Source organism: uncultured Dysosmobacter sp. (assembly GCF_947631635.1).
Lineage (GTDB): Bacteria > Bacillota > Clostridia > Oscillospirales > Oscillospiraceae > Oscillibacter.
The window spans coordinates 48,414-65,106 of the sequence record NZ_CANRMB010000002.1 but is presented as its reverse complement, the minus strand read 5'-3'; the positions used below and the strand labels follow the sequence as shown (position 1 = coordinate 65,106).

Annotated in this window: 17 protein-coding genes and 1 tRNA gene; 13 read left to right on the top strand and 5 right to left on the bottom strand. The window is 55.6% G+C overall.

Annotated elements, in window-relative coordinates; genetic code table 11:
- Positions 1-1,533: 1,533 nt before the first annotated feature.
- Complete coding sequence (locus Q0Z71_RS02035; RefSeq protein ID WP_298017521.1) at positions 1,534-1,872, bottom strand: helix-turn-helix domain-containing protein; 339 nt, start codon at positions 1,870-1,872, stop codon at positions 1,534-1,536.
- Between the two features lie 143 nt (positions 1,873-2,015).
- Here Q0Z71_RS02035 and Q0Z71_RS02030 point away from each other — a divergent pair, with 143 nt between their 5' ends.
- The 3 genes from Q0Z71_RS02030 to Q0Z71_RS02020 are packed head-to-tail and all read left to right on the top strand — an operon-like array spanning position 2,016 to position 3,662.
- The gene (locus Q0Z71_RS02030; RefSeq protein WP_298017518.1) at positions 2,016-2,561 is read left to right on the top strand and encodes a flavodoxin family protein; all 546 of its coding nucleotides are present in this window, start codon (positions 2,016-2,018) and stop codon (positions 2,559-2,561) included.
- A 20-nt stretch (positions 2,562-2,581) separates the two neighbouring features.
- The gene (locus Q0Z71_RS02025; protein WP_298017515.1) at positions 2,582-3,133 is read left to right on the top strand and encodes a flavodoxin family protein; all 552 of its coding nucleotides are present in this window, start codon (positions 2,582-2,584) and stop codon (positions 3,131-3,133) included.
- Between the two features lie 22 nt (positions 3,134-3,155).
- Positions 3,156-3,662, top strand: coding sequence for a flavin reductase family protein (locus Q0Z71_RS02020; protein WP_298017512.1), 507 nt, complete (start codon positions 3,156-3,158; stop codon positions 3,660-3,662).
- Positions 3,663-3,912: 250 nt separating this feature from the next.
- Here the strand turns inward: Q0Z71_RS02020 and Q0Z71_RS02015 are convergent, their stop codons facing one another.
- The gene (locus Q0Z71_RS02015) at positions 3,913-5,088 is read right to left on the bottom strand and encodes an NADP-dependent malic enzyme (protein WP_298017508.1); all 1,176 of its coding nucleotides are present in this window, start codon (positions 5,086-5,088) and stop codon (positions 3,913-3,915) included.
- A gap of 48 nt (positions 5,089-5,136) precedes the next feature.
- Positions 5,137-6,393, bottom strand: coding sequence for a nickel-dependent lactate racemase (gene larA / locus Q0Z71_RS02010; RefSeq protein WP_298017504.1), 1,257 nt, complete (start codon positions 6,391-6,393; stop codon positions 5,137-5,139).
- A gap of 130 nt (positions 6,394-6,523) precedes the next feature.
- Between larA and Q0Z71_RS02005 the strand changes: the two genes are divergently transcribed.
- The 3 genes from Q0Z71_RS02005 (at position 6,524) to Q0Z71_RS01995 (ending at position 9,531) form a co-directional block, all read left to right on the top strand.
- A complete protein-coding gene (locus tag Q0Z71_RS02005) occupies positions 6,524-7,390 on the top strand; it encodes a LysR family transcriptional regulator (RefSeq protein WP_298017501.1) in 867 nt (288 codons plus the stop codon).
- 941 nt (positions 7,391-8,331) lie between these two features.
- Positions 8,332-9,303, top strand: a complete 972-nt coding sequence (locus tag Q0Z71_RS02000; protein ID WP_298017498.1) for a tyrosine-type recombinase/integrase — start codon at positions 8,332-8,334, stop codon at positions 9,301-9,303.
- Positions 9,304-9,333: 30 nt separating this feature from the next.
- Entirely contained in the window at positions 9,334-9,531 is a 198-nt protein-coding gene (locus Q0Z71_RS01995) for a hypothetical protein (protein ID WP_298017495.1), read from the top strand.
- A gap of 109 nt (positions 9,532-9,640) precedes the next feature.
- Here Q0Z71_RS01995 and Q0Z71_RS01990 read toward each other — a convergent pair.
- Positions 9,641-9,717: transfer RNA gene (locus Q0Z71_RS01990), tRNA-Arg, on the bottom strand.
- Between the two features lie 379 nt (positions 9,718-10,096).
- On the opposite strand from Q0Z71_RS01990, the gene Q0Z71_RS01985 reads away from it, so the two are divergent.
- From Q0Z71_RS01985 to Q0Z71_RS01960, 6 genes are all read left to right on the top strand, one after another.
- Positions 10,097-10,726 (top strand): redox-sensing transcriptional repressor Rex, encoded by a 630-nt coding sequence (locus Q0Z71_RS01985; RefSeq protein ID WP_298017492.1) that lies wholly within the window; start codon positions 10,097-10,099, stop codon positions 10,724-10,726.
- A 51-nt stretch (positions 10,727-10,777) separates the two neighbouring features.
- Positions 10,778-11,869, top strand: a complete 1,092-nt coding sequence (locus Q0Z71_RS01980; protein ID WP_298017489.1) for an S-layer homology domain-containing protein — start codon at positions 10,778-10,780, stop codon at positions 11,867-11,869.
- An 83-nt stretch (positions 11,870-11,952) separates the two neighbouring features.
- The gene (locus tag Q0Z71_RS01975) at positions 11,953-12,096 is read left to right on the top strand and encodes a hypothetical protein (protein WP_298017486.1); all 144 of its coding nucleotides are present in this window, start codon (positions 11,953-11,955) and stop codon (positions 12,094-12,096) included.
- A 117-nt stretch (positions 12,097-12,213) separates the two neighbouring features.
- A complete protein-coding gene (locus tag Q0Z71_RS01970; RefSeq protein ID WP_298017483.1) occupies positions 12,214-13,119 on the top strand; it encodes a helix-turn-helix domain-containing protein in 906 nt (301 codons plus the stop codon).
- Positions 13,120-13,357: 238 nt separating this feature from the next.
- On the top strand, positions 13,358-13,759 hold the full coding sequence (locus Q0Z71_RS01965) for a Mini-ribonuclease 3 (protein ID WP_298017480.1): 402 nt from the start codon (positions 13,358-13,360) through the stop codon (positions 13,757-13,759).
- Between the two features lie 3 nt (positions 13,760-13,762).
- The gene (locus tag Q0Z71_RS01960; protein WP_298017477.1) at positions 13,763-15,514 is read left to right on the top strand and encodes an NFACT family protein; all 1,752 of its coding nucleotides are present in this window, start codon (positions 13,763-13,765) and stop codon (positions 15,512-15,514) included.
- A 66-nt stretch (positions 15,515-15,580) separates the two neighbouring features.
- On the opposite strand, the gene Q0Z71_RS01955 is transcribed toward Q0Z71_RS01960, so the two are convergent.
- A complete protein-coding gene (locus tag Q0Z71_RS01955) occupies positions 15,581-15,802 on the bottom strand; it encodes a DUF378 domain-containing protein (RefSeq protein WP_298017474.1) in 222 nt (73 codons plus the stop codon).
- 179 nt (positions 15,803-15,981) lie between these two features.
- Here Q0Z71_RS01955 and thrH point away from each other — a divergent pair, with 179 nt between their 5' ends.
- Positions 15,982-16,581: a bifunctional phosphoserine phosphatase/homoserine phosphotransferase ThrH gene (gene thrH, locus Q0Z71_RS01950; RefSeq protein ID WP_298017472.1), complete on the top strand. Its 600-nt coding sequence runs from the start codon at positions 15,982-15,984 to the stop codon at positions 16,579-16,581.
- Positions 16,582-16,693: the final 112 nt, after the last annotated feature.

Genomic DNA, 16,693 nt, shown 5'->3' with positions numbered 1-16,693 from the left:
CCCTTACCTGGCAAAAGGCAAGGCGCTGACCATGGAACCCGTGGATGATACCCTGCATGATGAGACCAACTGGAACTGCGCCCTGCCCCTTAGCGGCAAGCCCGGCGTGTTCAACCGCAAGACGCTCAATGGCACAGTTAGTTGAGCCAGCCCCTGGTTGGGGTCTCCAGCGCCTGCACGGGCTGCTCCCAGGCCTGGTCTGTCCCTGCCCTACACGAAGAACAAGAAGGGCTGGTCCTGACCTTCTGCGGAACACTGTTCGGGTCAGGCCGAGATGAAGAAGGCTGTGGACTGCGGCACCTGTACCGCTGCGATCCTGACAAGGTCTCTGGATTACAAGCAGCCCAGTGTGCCTGTCAGCGAATTCCTTAAGCGGCGAGATCCGCCATGCCGAATTGAAGGGGAAGTATCCCGAGATTGCCGAAAAGCTCTTTGCAGAGGCCCGGCTTGAGGCTGATGATCGTTACAAGACCGATGTATGGCTGAAAAAAGTTATAGTGAAGACTGCTTTCATAACCATAACTCTTTTATAAACAGTATCTTTTGATACTCTTCCTCCTTATTACCCGCTGTGCCGTGGAACGGCGCAGCGGGCCTCTCTTTACTGTATTGGGCAGTTTCTGATTCGGCAGATGAATGGAGGAAAAACAAGTGGGAGAATTCTTGCCAAATAACTTGAAAAGTAGCAAATCCACTTTTCAAGTGTCACAGCGCATGTGCGCTGTGACAGGCCGCGGACCGCGGCCTTGATTGGAATTTCATAGGCAATCTCTGTGTGCTTTACGCACAGCGGGCATCGCCTGTTTGAAAAATCGCGTGCGATTTTTCGAGTTAATGGACTATATCATGAATGCAAAACATTTAGCAGCGGCGCTTGCTCTGCATCACGAAGATAAAGGTTGGGAGATATTCGATTCATTACAAGCTATGACTTAGAAGCGGCCACATGCTGATAAACGACGCGGCATTATAAAAGAACCTATGATTCGTTGTAGATAAAAAGCAAACAATAATAAGCATTTCCTTCTGAGAATGTGTATGACCAGCATTTGACCAACGGTAACAAAAAACTTTCTGTATGAAAAAACCACCTTAAACAATAGGTTTAAGGTGGTTTTGTACCAAGGCAAGAAAAATACTTTTCCAGCCAAAGGGTTAGCCAAAAACCAAACCGAAGCCCAACGAAGGGAGTTCGGTTTGGAAAGGAGGAGCAGGGGAGCGTGCAAGAAATCCCCATCCGCAAGGGTGGGGATTATGAGTAGGGCGGCCTTCAAAGTCTGAGTTATCAGGCCGTCAAACGGGAAAGCCATTGCAACGCAATGGCTTTCAGGATATCTCAATTTTCCGAAATAGTAGACAAACAGTGGTCAGCGTGTTCGGCTGATTTCTGACGGCAATACGGCCATGCATTTTTTCAATATGGAAAAACGATATCATTCCAGAATACCAGAGAGAATACTCATGGGGCGAAGAACAGATTCGTGATACCGACTATTTCATTTCATGTTTGCGCTGCTTTCTTATACGCCACAGTTACTTTGCCAGCCGGTTTTTCTCGCCCCACTCACACATTTCGTCCAGTATTGGGATCAGAGACTTCCCGCGCTCTGTAAGACTGTATTCAACTTTTGGAGGAATTTGCGGATATTCTTCACGGTGAACAAGACCATCTGCTTCTAATTCTTTCAGCGTGGCACTTAAAGTTTTATAAGAAATCGTTCCTATATATTTTTTCAACTCATTAAAGCGGACAATTTCAAAGCCCATCAAGGCATATAGGATGAACATTTTATACTTTCCCTGAATGAGGGACATTGTATAATTAAATCCGGTTTCTTCCAGCTTTGCATCTTTAATGCACGCTATACTCATTTTGCGCTCTCCTTTAGGTAAGTACTTAACGTCAATGTGAGTATCGCACTTATATGTGCGTACTTGTTTTTCCTCTTATTCTTGCTATGATTATAATGTCAGCAACGGGAAAAGTCAATCCCGCAGAATTGGAGGATATATTTATGAGCAAGAAAATCGTAGTGATTACCGGAAGTCCCCGTAAAAACGGCAACAGTTTTGCTATGACGGATGCTTTTATCAAAGCGGCAGAAGCAAAGGGCCATACCGTTACCCGGTTCGATGCCGCCATGAAAAATGTGGGTGGCTGCCATGCCTGTGAAACCTGCTTTAAGACAGGAAAAGCCTGCTCTTTTGATGACGATTTCAATATCATTGCGCCTGCTATTTTGGAGGCGGATGCGGTGGTCTTTACCACGCCTGTCTACTGGTATTCCATTCCGGCACAGATCAAAGGGGTCATTGATAAATTGTTTTCTTTCTGTGTGGCGGGTAAGGATATTGCAGGCAAGGAATGTGCCCTGATCACCTGCTGTGAAGAAAATGATATGTCCGTTATGGACGGTGTCCGTATTCCGATTGAGCGTTCCGCCGCTTTGATGAAATGGAAAATGGTTGGCGAGGTACTGATTCCCGGCGTTCTGAACACCGGAGACATTGAAAAAACGGACGGCTGCAAACAGGCCGCTGCGCTGGCAGAGAAGATTTAAGCGAAAGGACGGTTACAAGTATGGCAAAGAAAATTGTGATATTAAACGGAAGTCCCCGCAGAAACGGGAATACTTCCGCTTTGGTAAAGAGATTCACTGAGGGCGCGGAAAGCGCCGGTAATACAGTGACCGAGTTTTTCCTTGACACCATGGATATCAACGGCTGCAAGGGCTGCTTCGGCGGCCACAGCAGCCGGGCATGTCCCTGTGTCCAACGGGATGATATGTCGCAGATCTATCCTGCTGTCAAGGACTGCGATGTAATTGTGCTGGCAACACCGCTTTATTATTGGAATATGAGCGGTCAGATCAGAACGGCGGTTGACCGCCTGTTTGCACTGGAGGAAGGCGACGGCAATCTGCTCCGTGGACACGGCAGAGCCTGCGCCCTTTTGATGGCGGCTGAGGGGAATGGGTTTGATGATGTGCTGCTCTACTTCAATCACTTGATGGCACATTTGCAGTGGAACAACCTCGGAGCCGTTCTCGCCGGAGGCAACGGAGATGCAGGCGACATTGCGGGAAAACCCGAACTTGAGCAAGCCTATGAGCTTGGGAAATCCATTCAATAGATCACGGAAAGGAATAGCAATTATGAATAAGATCAATTTGCCGCAGGCTGCAGCCCTTACATCTCCCAATCCGGTAACGCTTGTATGTACCCAAAAACCGGATGGCTCTACCAACCTTGCCACGGTGTCATGGTGGACATATCTTTCCTTTCGTCCAAACATGATCGCTTATGCGATGGCAAAGACCTCTTACAGCGGAGAAATGGTGCGCAACAATAAAAAAGTCATTCTGACAATTCCGGGAGCGGAAATTGGCGAAGCCGTTATGGGCTGCGGCAGCACTACGGGCCGAAACACCGATAAAGCAGCAACGTTTGTCATTGAACTTGCAGAAGTCGAGAACAGCTCCATTAAAATCCCAGTTCACAGCCGTGTGGCAATTCAGTGCAGTTTGAAAGAATATCATGAGGTTGGCGACCACTACCTGTATATCTGCGATGTAGAACAGGTCTACGGAAACGCAGATGAAGAAGCCCTGTTTGCATGGAACGGATATGGAAAAGTTGCTCCTGCAAAACAGAATGTGTAATAGCAGGTGCAGGTAAGTGGAAATTTCATATAAATCATACAAATCTTTATTTAGATTCATATCGTAAGCGTCAAATGGGAAAAGCGGCGGTCTCACTCCGAGGCTGCCGCTTTTCCCATTTGACGCTTACAACGAGTCACGTTCTATGATATTTTTCAGAAAGCGAAGGGGCGGGGAGCGTGCCCCATCGAATAAGAGAGGTGGCTCAAGGTGGTCAAGCCCTCAGCCCCCAAAAGGTGCAGAGGGGTATTCAAACTCTCGCTACACCGGAATCGCGTGCGGCCTGTGCTACAGCAGCGGCCACCGCGTCCTTCACACGGGAATCGAAGGCTGCGGGGATGATGTACTCGGCGTTCAGCTCCGCATCGGAGATCAGCCCCGCTAACGCATGGGCGGCGGCAATTTTCATTTCGTCATTGATATCGCTGGCCCGAACGTCCAGGGCACCCCGGAAAATGCCGGGGAAAGCCAGCACATTGTTGATTTGGTTGGGGAAGTCGCTGCGGCCTGTGGAGATCACCACAGCGCCGCCGGCCTTGGCATCATCGGGAAAAATCTCCGGAGTGGGATTCGCGCAGGCGAAAATGATGGCGTCCTGATTCATGGTTTTCACCATTTCGGTTGTTACGGCCCCAGGAGCCGAAACGCCGATGAACACATCCGCCCCAACCAGCATGTCCGCCAGCGTCCCAGGTTTTTGGGAGAGATTCGTGACCCGGGCCATCTCCTCCTTGACCGGGTTCATCCCCGTGGGCCGGCCTTCGTAGATCGCGCCGTTCCGGTCACAGAGGACCAGGTCCTTTACACCGGCGGAGAGCAGCAGTTTGGAGATCGCGATTGCCGCCGCACCTGCGCCGTTGATGACCACCTTCACCTCGTCGATCTTCTTGTGTACCACTTTCAGCGCGTTGGTGAGGCCCGCCAGGGTGATGACAGCCGTGCCGTGCTGATCGTCATGGAAGATGGGGATATCGCACCGCTCTTTCAGCTTCCGCTCAATTTCAAAACAGCGGGGCGCGGCGATGTCCTCCAGATTCACCCCCCCAAAAGAGCCGGCCAAAAGGGCGACCGTGTTCACGATTTCGTCCACATCCTTGCTCCGGACGCAGAGGGGGATGGCGTCCACGTCTCCAAAAGCCTTGAACAATACGCACTTGCCCTCCATAACAGGCATGCCGGCCTCCGGGCCGATATCGCCCAGTCCCAGCACGGCAGTGCCGTCGGTGACGACGGCGACCGTATTCCAGCGCCGGGTCAGCTCATAGCTTTTGTTCACGTCCTTTTGGATCTCCAGGCAGGGCTCCGCCACACCGGGCGTATAAGCCAGGGAGAGCGCTTCCTTGGAATCCACAGCAGCACGGGGGGTTACCTCCAGCTTGCCTTTCCATTCATAGTGCAGGCGCAGAGACTCTTTTGCGTAATCCATATTGTATACACTCCTTATGTTTAATTGGATGTTGGAAGCAAGCTCCTGTCAGGATCCTTCGGCGACATGGGGCAGCGTGGAGCCGCCATAGGGCATGGCAATCACGGTAGCGCCGAGTCCACACTTGGCGATAGCGGCGTCATACGCCTCCTGCGGCGTGGGAAACGGCTTCAGGAAAAGCTGTTCCACGAATGAGTCCTCCAAGTCGGAGACCAGATAAATATCAGCCTTTTCCAGCACCATGGCGATGGCGGCGGCCTTGTGGCCGCCCAGACGGAATTCCCTCTGAATCCGTTCAATGAGGGAAGCTGGCGACGGGGCGGAAAGCATCCACTCCTCAAAAACGCGTTCCCCCAAGCCCTCGGCGCAAGAACCCATGAGCACGATCACGCCGCCGGGCTTTACCGCGTGCTTGGCGTTGTCCAATGCCTTTTGGGTTTGATATAGATTGAGGTCCTTTGGGGCTCCGCCCTGGGAGACCAGGACAACGTCCGCACGTTCCGGGATGTCCACCTTGTACAGCGTGTCCAGGAACGCGCATCCGGCCCGGTGTGCCTGTGTGACGTCTCCGGCGACCGCCTTGATGATCGCTTTGTGAGAATCCAGAATGACGTTGACGATAAAATCCACGCCCACCATAGCGGCGGCTTCTTCGATGTCCTCCCGGACCGGATTGCCCTCCAGACGTCCGGCGCATGCCTCGGGCTGTACCATACGGCTGTGGTTGGATTGGATGGCGTCTCTGGTGGAGACGCCGGGCATGATCGCCTTTGCGCCGCCGGAGTAACCGGCGAAATAGTGGTATTCGATATTGCCAAGGCAGATGCGGCGGTCCGCCTCAGCCACCCGGCGGTCGATGTCCACAGGGGTCCCCCGGGAGGTCACGCCGGCATGGACGCAGTCGGTGGCGTCCAGGTCCACACAGGCGATCTCCGTCCAAGCCTGCTCCCCGGCGAGATGCCGCTGTTCTTCAGGTGTATGTTTCCGGTGGCTGCCCAAGGCAAAGACCAGCGTGATGTCCTCCCGGCGTATCCCGGCGGCGTACAACTCGCTGAGGAGCGCGGGCATGACCTTCCAGGTGGGCATGGGCCGGGTGATATCACTGGTGATGATCGCGATCGTCTCTCCGGCTTTTACCAGCTCCCGGAGCCGGGGCGTTCCGATGGGGTGGTCCAGGGCGTCTTGGACAGCTGCCTCACCGGTGGCTCCGACAGGGATCGGATTGGTCTGGAGGATACGGAGAAGGCGGCTGTCCTCGACTGTCACAGTGTGTTCCTTGGCGCCGATTTTAAAGGAAATATCCATAAAGATCACCTCGTTTCTTCTATAAATACGATAAGTGCTTTCGGAATGATCGTCAAATATAGTTTTTATTGATTTTAATAAAAAATTTTTATATAATAAAAAAGAACACATCAAATTGGAGGGATTGCACATGACGCTTCAGCAGCTCCGTTACTTTGAGGCCGCCTGCCGGCTCGGCAGTATTTCCCGCGCCGCCGAGTCTCTGCGGGTCTCCCAGCCGTCGGTATCCATGGCGATCCGGGAATTGGAGAGGGAGTTCGGCGTGGTGCTGACGGTAAAGCGCTATCAGGGATTTGATTTGACGGAGGATGGCAGGATACTCTATGAGATGTCGGAGAGCCTCCTCCGGCACGCGGAGCACCTGACTGAACAAATGCGTGTCCGGAGTCAACGGCGCAGGCCGGTGAGGCTGGGAATTCCTCCCATGATCGGAACAGTCCTTCTTCCGGCCCTATACAGAGCGTTCCAGCGGCAGGGCTTGGATATCCTTCTCTCCACGGAGGAGCTGGGAACGAAAACGCTTCTCCACGACCTGCGGGAGAATACGCTGGACCTGGCGTTCATCTCCCACCGACTTCCTGTGGACCAGGAGTTTTCCTCTGTGCCCATCGCGGAAGCGGAGGTCGTCTGGTGCGCGCTGCAAGGCCACTTCCTGGCTGACCGGACGCAGATTTCCGTCCAGGAATTGGAGGGCGAACCGCTGGTGTTTTTCAATGACAGCTTTTCGGTGGGGGAGCTGCTCCTGCGGCAATTCTCGGAGGCCCATATCCGTCCGGATATCTTCCACACCACGGCCCAGCTCTCCACAGTTCAGAGCCTGATCCGCAGCGGGGCGGCTACAGGCTTCCTTTTGCGCTCCATGGCAGAGACCATACCGGGAACCGTATGTGTTCCGCTGTCGCCGCCGCTGTCCATGCATGTCAGCTTGGTGTGGAAGCAGAAACCCTTTCGGGATATGGCGCGGCTGATTTCTTTGTGTCAAACGATGATGCTGTGAGGGGGAATTTGCCTCCTTTTAGGCACATGGCGGCACGGATGCAAAACTACTATGACGGCCCCCAAAAAGATAAAAAGGTAAATGAACGGGTATCCTTCAAAAAATAGATTGTCAGTGTTGGCTACAGCGGCGCCTTGACCTTTCGGTACAGCTGTTATGTTGATCGGCCAGCTCAATGGTTTTTATGGAGCTTACAGCATCACGGTCCCACCATCATGCCTATGGATTTCACGATTCCAGAGACTATAAATTTTGTTCAGAGTCAGGGATCTTTCAGCCACTCTTTATATTCCTCCAGCGTAATTTCCTTCCTCACACTCCATTTTTCTCCCTGACTTTTTCGCCCCAGGAGTAGAGCCATGCCGGAGAGATCTTCCCGGTCTTCGCCCAGGCAAAACGTTTCTTGTGCTCCCGGCGGTAGGCGTTGAATACCTCTCCTTGCGCTTCATCCAGTGCTCGAGAGCGCCGGCCTCCTTGCAGACACGGCCTTTCTCATCAGTGGTGACATCGCAGTACTCAGTGGTGCCCCGGCTCTTGACGGCGAAATAAAGGCTGCAGTTTTTACACACCCGCATCCACTGTTCCCGCAGGCCGCACTGGCGCAAAAATAGTCAATCAGGTCATAGCTGCTGTTAGGATAAAGGACTTCAGCGAAGGCGTGTTTATCTGCCAGCTCGAATTTCAGCGGCGGTGCACAGAACTGGAAGGCTTTTAGTGTGTCGAAATCCTCACGGTGATATGGCAAGCATCCGAAAAAGAGGAAACAGCTATCTGCAGGTAGTCTCCATGGGCTACGACCACAACGGCAGCCGCCGCAGGCCACAGCAAAAGACTGTCCGTCCGCCGGAGGGACTGACGAGCAGGCAGAGGGAGAAGTGGCTCAATGAGCAGTTCTGTTCGAGCGGGAGAGTCGGGATACCCCAAAGACAGAGGACAAAAGCATGACCCTGGCGAAGTACATCGAAAGCATTTGGCTCCCGAAAATCGCACCTCACAAGCTGGCAAAGTCCACGCTGGCCCGGGACAAGCAGGATATTGACCGATTCCTGCCTGCTCTGGGTGGATACAAGCTGAAAGAGCTTCGTCCCGAACACTTCCGCAAATTCTACACGGAACTGCGGACAGTGAAAAGCCAAAACACCGGAAAGCCGCTCTCCGAGTGCACCGTTGAGGGTGTCCACGCATGTCTGTGCGGGATCCTTTCCGATGCCATGGAGGGCGGCTTTCTTGACCACAATCCCGCATGGCGGACATACCGCTATGCGGGAAAGAAGAAGGAAAAAATCATCGCTGACGAGGAAACAGTGCAGAAGCTGATCACGGCGCTGGAGGACGAGAGTATCAAGTACGAGACCTACTTCAAGATTATCATCGCCACGGGAATGCGGCGGGGCGAGTGCTGCGGCCTGAGATGGTCTGACCTGGACTGGCAGAAACGCACCATTCACATCCAGCGGAACGTGGTGAAGGTCAGCGGCGAGGAGATCATTGTGAAGGAGACCAAAACGACGGCAGGAGACCGCTATGTGTACTTTTCATCAGAGATGGGGAGCCTGCTGCAAGAGTACCGGCGGGAGTGCGAATGGCAGGCTGACGCCTACGAGGGCTTCCAGCTTACCGATGACGATTACATCTTCCGCCGCCACGACACGCATCTGCCCATGACGCCCAACAGCTTCACCTGGCGGTTTAATCTGATCCTGAAAAAGAACGGTTTGCCGGAGAAACTGAACGTCCATTCCCTCCGCCACACCAACGCAAGCCTGCTCATTGCCAACGGCACAGATGTAGCAACGGTAGCGGGCTTACTGGGCCACAGCCAGCCGTCCACGACGCTGGACATTTACACCCATGCCTTCGATAAGAACAAGAAAGCAGCCAGCGAAACGCTGCAAAGCGGGCTGGATATCTAAAATCACAGAGAGGAGGATAGAAAAAATCAGATGCCCATAATACGCTGCCCATACTGCTTTGCCGCTGACCTTGGTGTGGGCTGGCAGTATGGTGAGGGACTGGTGACCTTCAAGAAACACGGCCTGCTGGGAAACCGACTGAAATACCTGATCTGCCGGCAGTGTGGAGCCGTGCTGCACCAGTGCGTGGCGGAGCCGAGAAAATATTCCCCCGCAGGACAGAAATAGTAGCATAGTTGGATCAGATGTAGTCAGAAATAGTAGTCAAACCGCCATTCAAATTCAAGAATAAATCTATAAAGAAAACCACCGAAAATATCAAGTTTTCGGTGGTTTTTGGTACGCCCGACTGGATTCGAACCAGCGGCCTTCAGAGTCGGAGTCTGACGCGCTATCCAACTGCGCCACGGGCGCATACCTAAAACGATATGAAATTTTCGGGTTTCCGCTATCCGGGAAAATAGTAGTCAAACAGTAGTCAGCCCGCAACGTTTTTTCCTCTGCCGTCCCGCCAACGCCCCTGTTTGCAGGGCTTTGCGCCGTATCTCAGCCGGAGCTGTCAGAAACGTCGGAGTCTGACGCGCTATCCAACTGCGCCACGGGCGCATAAATAAAAGACATGTCATCTCACACATCTTTGGCTAGTATAGCAGAGTTTTGGTTTTCTGTAAAGTGCTTTTTGGAAAAAATTTTTGTAAAAAGGATTGTTAAAAAAATTGACAAGTTAAACGATTTGGTCTAAACTAGATTTGAGAATAATTTAACGATTTCGGTTTCTAAGGAGTGAATGATCTTGAAGAAAGAGAATATCTCTGACGCGGTGATTCGCCGGCTGCCCAGGTATTACCGTCAGTTGACAGATTTATGCAATCGGGGCGTCATCCGGATATCCTCCCATTCTCTGGGACAGGAAATGAATATTACCGCCTCGCAGATCCGGCAGGATTTCAGCTGCTTCGGCGAATTTGGACAGCAGGGATATGGCTATAATGTGGAGGAGCTGCGCGCTGAGATCGGCCATATTCTGGGTGTGGACAACAACCACCATCTGGTCATGATCGGTGTGGGCAATCTGGGACATACGCTGCTGCAAAAGTTCCTGTTTTCCCAGGCCGGCTTTACAGTAGACGCCGCTTTCGACGTCTCTCCGGCGGCCGTTGGGACCACGGTGAACGGGGTGCCCATCTATTCCATGGACGATCTGGATACCTATATTCGGGGGCACAGTGTGGATGTGGTGGTGCTGACGATCCCACAGTCTGTGGCGCAGGACACCGCTGACCGTCTTATAAACCTGGGTATCAAGGGCTTCTGGAACTTTACCAACGTGGAATTGAGCAGCAGCGATCCGGATGTGAAGTTTGAAAACATCCACTTTGCGGACAGCCTGCTAACCCTCAGCTATCGGATCGCCAACCGCTGACGTACCGCCTCGGCATCGCCGCCAGGCTGACGAAAGGATACATACCCACTTATGAGAAAAAAACTTGCCGCGCTGCTTCCGGTCTGTGTGCTGCTGGCCGCCGCTGTATGGGTCTTTGCCGCGGGAGACTCCGGCGACCCGCTGGCGTCGCTGTCCTATCTCAACGGCACATTTACCGAGGCGGTGGAAAAAAAGATCGATAAACGGCTGGACGCCTCGGATGAGGCGATCCTGGAGGGCGGAAGCGGAGATGTGGACATCCCCGCCGCCACGGCTGCCACCTGGATGGAGCGGCGCATGAAGCAGGCGGACCTGCTGACCGGCACCACCGGGACCAATGTTCTGCTGTTGGCCGGCGGCGTCCAGGTCACATATGCCGGCAGCGCCGTAGTGGATGTCACGGCGGGCACCGTTGTGCCCAGCGGCACCGCACTGGCGGCAAAGCACCGCTATATGGTGGCGGAGGATACCACGGCTACATTTACGGTCACAACAAAGACTGCGGTGGTGGATTATCAGGGGGAGCATACGTTCCAGGAATCCGGCATGACAGATTATAACGCCATGGCGGGCGCGCTGAAAACGCTGAATCTGTTCAAGGGCAGCTTTACCGGATACGGCGAGGGCTTTGATCTGGAAGTAGCGCCCACGCGGCTGCAGGCCCTCATTATGTTCATCCGCGTTCTGGGAGAAGAGGAACAGGCTCTGGCCTGGACCGGCACCACCCCCTTTACAGACATCGCCAAAGGCTCTGACGCGGAGAAATATGTGGGCTACGCGTACAGCATGGGCTATACCAATGGATACAGCGCGACCCAGTTCAAACCCGCTGGCGCCGTCAATGCCAAACAGTACACGGAATTCGTCCTGCGGGCCATGGGATACAGCTCCGTAGCCAATACCAATTTGGAGGATACCCTGTTCCGTGCCCAGGAAGCTGGTGTCCTGACCGCCGGCGAGGCCGCCATGCTCCAGCAGGACAAATTCCTGCGGGCCGAGCTGGTCTATATCTCCTATTACGCGCTGGAGGCCGTGCTGCCGGACGGCAGCGGGACGCTGGGCGACCTGCTGTGCGAGAAGGGCGTGTTCACCAGCCGGGCGTACCGGGAGGCTGAGGACATGGTGACGAGCTGGCGTTTGTAAAACAGCAGGAACCAGAAGCGCGGGGGCGCATACTATGGATTGAGACCGCTTCGTCCGGTCTACATCTCATAGGAGGTCCCAATATGTGCAATAACGGTTTTGGCGGCGGTAACTGCTGCTGGATCATCATCCTGCTGATCATCATCTGGTGCTGCTGCGGCAGCAATAACAACAGCTGGGGCGGCTGTGGCTGCGGCAACGGCTGCAACAACTCTTCCTGCTGCTGATCTCCGAAGATCATGACAAGCGCCCCGGGGCCAAAAGCCCCGGGGCGCTTGATTCTACCTCCGGTCGATTGCTTTTTGGACCAAAACAGGATAGGATACGGGCAGAGGTGATGCGTGATGGAGAGGATCGGCGGCCTGATCCGGCAGGCCCGGATGGAGCGGGGACTGACACAGCGGGAACTGGCGGAGCGGCTCCATGTGACGGACAAGGCGGTCTCCAAATGGGAGAGGGACATCTGCCGTCCGGATGTGGAGCTGCTGGAACCCCTGGCCCGGGAACTGGATATCCCCCTGCTGCGGCTGCTGGGGGTGGAAAAGGAGCCGGAGCAGGGGGTGCGGGACCTGCTGGAGAGCTCCGCGGCGGAGGTGCGCCGCAAGGCCGGACAGATCAACCGAAGGTGGGGCGGCCTGCTGGCTGTCCTGCTGCTGGCGGGCTGGGTCTGGCTGGTTTTCTCCGGCTACCGCCTTTCCCCGGAGGAGGCGGCACGGGGACAGCTGTTTTTCAGCGATGGAACGGAGAAAGTGGTGCTGCGGGAGAGACTGTATGACTGTGACATGTTCCTCTTTGACGCGGGGGAGACGTACCGCATGACCTTTGTGCGGAAATTCGGCCCCCTGTGGGCGCCTTTGGGCTTTGAGACCTATGGCCCCAAGCGGAACGACACCATCGAATACTTGGGAGGCGCCACCTTTCAGGGGACCTTTGGATTCATGCTCCTCCGCTGTCATGATTCGGCGGTGGAGACCGTCACTGTGGATCTGGGCGAAAAGAACGCGATTACCCAGCCGGTGAACGGGGAGGAGATCACCGTGCTCCGCTGGCCCGCAGAGATGCAGCAGCCCTTTGAACGCACGCCCACGGCGGTGGCCCAGGATGGGGACGGGACGGTGCTGTACCATCTGGACATGCTCCAATACAGAGGAAAATATGGTATTTTGACCATTGACCCGAATATTTACCACTGGTGGGAGGGTCCGGAGGGAAGCTTTCCCGGCTATGAAGAGGATCTGAAAAACAGATAGGGAGGGGACCGCATTGGCGGTCCCTTTTTCCATGCGGCGAGGCCGGATCATTTTTCCATTTTGCAATCCATTTGACACCGCTTTGCGGTCGTTTTGCGGGATTGCGCAAAAGTGCAGGACGGAGAAAAAGGGGGACTGGCTATGAAACAGTATGTATGGACGGTGTCCGCAAGGGATGACAAACCGTCAAAACCGTGGTATAATCCCTCTCGAACTGTAAAAAACACAGGAGGACCCTATGGAGAACTATTTTGAACCCCACCTGACCGCGGACCAGCTCCGGGCCATCAGCTCCATCGGCCTGGCCCACATGGGGGACGCGGTGTTTGAGGTGCTGGTCCGTGCCTGGCTGTGCGCCCATGGCAGGGCCACCGGAAAAGGGCTGCACCAGGCCACCGTCCGGCTGGTGTGCGCGGAATCCCAGGCGGAGAAGGCGGAGCGCATCCTGCCCCTGCTGACAGAGGAGGAGCTGGCGGTGTTTAAACGGGGGCGAAACGCCCAGGTCCACACCGTTCCCGGCCACGCCAGCCGGGCCCAATACGGCGGAGCCACCGCGTTGGAGGCGCTGCTGGGCTGGCTCTATCTGCGGGGAGAGCGGGACCGCATCAACGAACTGTTCTGCAGGATGATGGAGGAATGAGTTATGCCCCTGGACGCGGTATGTTTACAAGCGGTGGCAGAGGAACTGCGGCCCCAGCTTCTGGGACTGCGCATCGATAAGGTCCAGCAGCCGGCCAGAGATCAGGTGATTTTGCTGCTGCGGGGCAACAAGCGCCTGCTGCTGAACGCGGGGGCCAACGCGCCCCGCATCCAGCTGACGGAGACGGCCCGGGACAATCCGGCGGAGCCGCCTATGTTCTGCATGCTGCTGCGCAAGCACCTGGTTGGCGCCCGGGTGGCGGAGATCACCCAGCCGCCCCTGGAGCGCTTGGTGCGGCTGGAGCTGGACATCACAGACGACTTTGGACAGCCCGGACGGCGGACGCTGGTGCTGGAGGCCATGGGCCGCCGCTCCAATCTCATCCTGCTGGATGGGGAGGGCCGTATCCTGGATTGCATGCGCCGGGTAGACGCGGACATGTCCGCCCAGCGGCAGGTCCTGCCGGGACTTTACTATGAGCCGCCCGCCTCCACCGGCCGCCTGCCGGTGACGGAGGAGACAGAGGCGGGCTTTCGGGAAAAGCTGTCCGCCGCCAATCCGGAGCGGCAGCTGGACGCCTTTTTGCTGGACAGCTATTTCGGCATCTCCCCGCTGATGGCCCGGGAGCTGGCCTTTCGGACCGCTGGGGAGACGGACAGGCATATCTTTGAGCTGGACCGGACCGGGGAGGACCGGCTGTGGGGTGAGATACAGGAATTTGTAAAGACTGTACAGGAGAGTGCCTTCACGCCATATCTGCTGAAGCAGGAGGGCCGTCCGGTGGAATTCGCCTGTGTGTCCATCGCCCAATATGGCTCCGCCGTGACCCTGGAGCGGTACGAGAGCTTTTCGGCCCTGCTGGATGATTTCTACGAGGTCCGGGAGCGCCAGGAGCGGGCGCGCCAGCGGGGGGCGGACCTGCTCCGCACCGCTACCACCGCCCGGGACCGTCTGCGGCGGAAGCTGGCTTTGCAGGAGAAGGATTACGCCGCCACCCAGAACCGGGACGAGCTGCGGATCTGCGGCGACCTTATCACCTCCAACCTCTACCGGGTGGAGCGGGGGCAGAGCCGGTTCACCTGTGAGAATTTTTACGACCCGGACTGCGCCTCCATCACCATCCAGCTGGACCCGCTGCTGACGCCTCAGCAGAACGCCGCCAAATACTATAAGCGCTATACCAAGGCCAAGACCGCCGAGAGGTATCTCCGGGAGCAGATGGAGATCGCCCGCCGGGATCTGGAGTATTTGGAGAGCGTGCTGGAGGAAATCGAGCACGCGGAGACGGAGCAGGATTTCATCGATATCCGCAGTGAGCTGAAGGATGCCGGCTTCCTGCGCAGGCAGGGAAAGGGAAAGAAGGAGCTGAAGCGGACGGCAAGGCCCCGGGAGTTCCGCACCACCAGCGGCTTCCGCGTGCTGGTGGGCCGCAACAACCGCCAGAACGACAAGCTGACGCTGAAGGACGCGGACTACCGGGATATCTGGCTCCACACCCAGAAGATCCATGGCTCCCATGTCATCCTCTGCACCGGGGGACAGACGCCGGACGACGACACCATCGTGGAGGCTGCGAAGCTGGCCGCTTATTATTCCCGGGCCAGGGAGAGCGGCAATGTCCCTGTGGACTATACACTGGTGAAAAACGTGAAAAAGCCCGCCGGAGCCCGTCCCGGCATGGTCGTCTATCCCACGTACCAGACGGTGAACGTCACGCCGGACGAGGCGTTGGTCAAGCGGCTGCAGGTGAAGTGAGGGACCGATAAAACAGAAGAAACAGCGGGAGGGGGACGCAAAGCGTCCCCCTCCTGTATTCGGCTGTCATGCCATGTGAGGCGCGTGGCCGTTTTCCTCGCCGCTGCGGAACAGCAGCGTGATGCACCACAGGCCCGCCAGTCCCACCAGGGCATAGATGACGCGGGACAGAACAGCCATCTGGCCGCCGCACAGGAACGCCACCGTGTCGAAGCCGAACAGGCCGATGCCGCCCCAGTTCAGAGCGCCGATGACAGCCAATACCAGCGCGATCTTGTCGATTATCATGGTCAACCCTCCATTCAAACCCTTGGGCAGGGTTTTACAATAGGGTGTCCATCCGGTGCAAAACTATGCGCCGCGGAGATCATGGGTCGTTTTTTCAGTTCTAAGTTGAAAAATCCGGAACAGCTGTTATAATAGGCAACATACAAAACTTGCAGACGACTGCGGTAGGGAGAGAGCATATGAATATTGTATGTCTGGACATGGAGGGCGTTTTGGTGCCCGAGATTTGGATTGCCTTTGCTGAGGCCAGCGGCATCCCGGAGCTGAAGCGGACCACCCGGGACGAGCCCGACTATGACAAACTGATGAAATGGCGCCTGGGCATTTTAAAGGAGCACGGCCTGGGCCTGAAGGAGATCCAGGAGACCATTGCGAAGATCGACCCGCTTCCCGGCGCCAAGGCGTTTTTGGATGAACTGCGTTCCATCACCCAGGTGGTCATCCTCAGCGATACCTTTGAGGAGTTCGCAAGGCCCCTGATGAAAAAGCTGGATTGGCCCACCATTTTCTGCAACTCCCTGGAGGTGGCGGAAAACGGGGAGATCACGGGCTTCAGGATGCGCTGCCTGCAGTCCAAGCTGACCACGGTCAAGGGATTACAGGCCATTGGCTATGAGACCATCGCCAGCGGCGACAGCTATAATGACCTGGGTATGATCCAGGCCAGCAAGGCGGGCTTCCTGTTCAAGAGCACGGAGAAGATCAAGGCGGACCACCCGGAGATCCCGGCCTATGAGACCTTTGAGGAGCTGCTGGCCGCCATCAAAGCGGCGCTGTGACGCGGACAGGGGGAACGTGATATACAAGTGGGCAGAAGAGCTGGTTGCTTGCATTTGCGCATTCTTGGCCCTGCTATGTGCTTTTTTGTTGATCGTTTTTTATCATGAACGA